The 2,476-nt window shown below is 35.1% G+C and carries 3 protein-coding genes and 1 pseudogene; all 4 read right to left on the reverse strand.

Going from position 1 to position 2,476, the window contains the following annotated elements; genetic code table 11:
- Positions 1–321: 321 nt before the first annotated feature.
- Positions 322–1,494 (reverse strand): hypothetical protein, encoded by a 1,173-nt coding sequence (locus tag ABXH34_RS18555; RefSeq protein WP_353573378.1) that lies wholly within the window; start codon positions 1,492–1,494, stop codon positions 322–324.
- A 198-nt stretch (positions 1,495–1,692) separates the two neighbouring features.
- Positions 1,693–1,992, reverse strand: a complete 300-nt coding sequence (locus ABXH34_RS18560; RefSeq protein ID WP_353573379.1) for a pentapeptide repeat-containing protein — start codon at positions 1,990–1,992, stop codon at positions 1,693–1,695.
- A gap of 63 nt (positions 1,993–2,055) precedes the next feature.
- A pseudogene (locus ABXH34_RS18565) lies at positions 2,056–2,133 on the reverse strand (pentapeptide repeat-containing protein); the annotation flags it as partial.
- Positions 2,096–2,260, reverse strand: coding sequence for a hypothetical protein (locus tag ABXH34_RS18570; protein ID WP_353573380.1), 165 nt, complete (start codon positions 2,258–2,260; stop codon positions 2,096–2,098). The gene ABXH34_RS18570 and the pseudogene ABXH34_RS18565, both read right to left, overlap by 38 nt.
- Between the last annotated feature and the right edge of the window lie 216 nt (positions 2,261–2,476).

Here is a 2,476-nt window from a genome sequence, read left to right on the forward strand (position 1 = left end):
CTCATGTATATAGATACATGATATAGTCAATTCTATCTTGAGTGTTAGGACTGGCAGTCCTGAAATACTTTAAATATCAAATAGTTTTAAAACCTAGGACTGCCAGTCCTGTATCATCTTAAAATAAAATGACTATAATGTAGCTATTTATATTACTGATAGTGCAATAATTTGGATTGGAAGTTTGAGAAGACAATTAGGAGCAAAATGTTGGTTATAAAAATGACGATTGTATACTTGTTCTAATACCTAGACTTTTAAGCCACCCGCTCATAATGGGTGGCTATTTAGTTTATATAACAGTGATACCCTTCAATATTTCTAGCGGTAAATCACATGCCATACTTCACCAACACCGTTGCCTAGTGTGTCCTCCTTATTTTGATCTTCAAACCAGAAATAAAGTGGTTTGCCACGATAAGCCCATTGGTAACTACCATCATCACGTGTCATAACAGTGAATAGACCTTGATTTTGAGCAAATTCATTTGCTTTTAATGCAGGCCAATGGCTTGCACAATCATCATTGCAATTAGATTTATTGGCTTGGTCTTTATCAAAAGTGTAGAGGGTCAAACCATTGGATGCTGTCATCACAGTCCCAATCGAAGTTACCGCAAACTCAGTTGCCGCATGATTTTGATGCAGCACATGCCACACGCCGCCAATATCATCCCCTAAAGTATCTTCTGAATTTTGGTCTTCAAACCAGAAATAAAGCGGTTGACCTTCATAAGACCATTGCAAAGTACCATCTGCTCGCGTCAATATACTGTAACCATCATCAGGACGAGACTTTTCATGAGCAACTAATGGAGGCCAACGGCTTGCACAATCATCGTTACAGTTGGATAAATTGATAGCATCATTATCAAAAGTATATAATGTTATGTTATTGGCAGCCGCTAAGACTGTACCGATCCCTGTTGTTTTATATTGTGTATGGCTGTGAGTGCTTTTTACAACATGCCACACATCATTGATATTATTGCCTAGAGTATCGCCGACTTGTACATCTTGAAACCAGTAATATAATGGCTTGCTATGATATGACCATTGTAAGCGGTTATCATCACGAGTAATGAGGCTAAAGCCTTCTTGAGTCATGCTATTTTTATCAATATCTACATCAGCAAGTAAAGGCGGCCATTTTTCTAAGCACGCTTCTGTGCAATTAGAATGGTTAGGCGTATCATTCGTAAAAGTATATAAAGTGAGGCCTCGGGCATCTGCTAATAGCATACCTAAATCCGTGATTTGCCAACGTACAGGCGGCTCTATAACAGGCTGTGAGTTAGCCAAAACAAAACTAATCTCAGGTAAGCGATCTTGTTCTAAAGTTAAATCGACATCAAATGTATTCTGGTTGTTTTCTAAACAAGGCAAAGATAAGTTGAAGCGGACAGGATCATAATAGACTTCACAAGCAAAACTGGGGCTAACGAAAAAGCCATAAGTGCTGAGCAAAAATAGAGCGTAGAATGGGTAACGCATTATAAAAAACCTCATTTATCATTAGAGAAAGAGTGAATGTAGTTATGTAAACCACTATTTATATAGTGCAACCCACATCATTTTTTATTCCCTGCTCCGCATAATATTTTTTATTATTTATAAGACTTCCAATACTTCTTGAAACAGTTTGCTAAATTCGCCTGTGCTTAATATGCCACAGCTAGAGCTGCATTCTTATTAGTCATTTTTTGAATATACGTAGTCAGCATGAATGTTTTTGATATTGGTCATTGAGTCAATATTCCACCCTTCTAAATACGCACCTGTTAAATCAGCATTTTCAAAATTTGTTCCGATAACTTGAATTCGCGTCAGGTTTGCATTGCGTAAATTTGCACCGCTTAAGTCAGCTTGGTTAAAGTTTGCATCGGTAAAGTCAATCTCTTGTAAATCAGCATTCACTAAATATGCACCATGCAAATCCTTATGTTTAAAATCTTTTTCATCTGTTTTGCCATGTACTAATAATTCACGCACGACTTTTTGTTCCAAAATGGTATTTTTGACATAAGCAAATTTTAGATTTTTGGATTCATGAAAATTAGTCTGAATCAGAATAGCATCAGCAAAATTGGCATGTTTAAGATTGGCTTGATAAAAGTTGGCTTTGGTTAAAATCAGTGCTTAAGAACGTTGCTAATTGCAAACCTAAAATGCGTAAATAACTAAATTGAGGGTCTTCTTGATAGGTTCGGTATGTAATAAAAATTGAAATTAATAATAAATTGCTAATCACAATAGCCACAGTCCCAACCTCAGCTCCAGCCACAGCCCAATAAATAAATAAATAAAATTATTGAAAGTAAAGTTATAATTAATTTTAAAAACTTTGAAACCAGCTATGCAAAACACTTATTATTAATAATCAATGGGATAGAGATGTTTATTACAAATAAAACAGAAATAGGACGAGTATATAGATTATCTAAATTAGAATTAATCATATTGTTTAATAATATAT

It is taken from the genome of Candidatus Albibeggiatoa sp. nov. BB20, assembly GCA_016744725.1.
Classification (GTDB): domain Bacteria; phylum Pseudomonadota; class Gammaproteobacteria; order Beggiatoales; family Beggiatoaceae; genus Albibeggiatoa.

Excerpts from the sequence above, each read along its gene's own strand:
- ABXH34_RS18555 (WP_353573378.1), bottom strand. The coding sequence starts at position 1,494 with ATGCGTTACCCATTCTACGCTCTATTTTTGCTCAGCACTTATGGCTTT.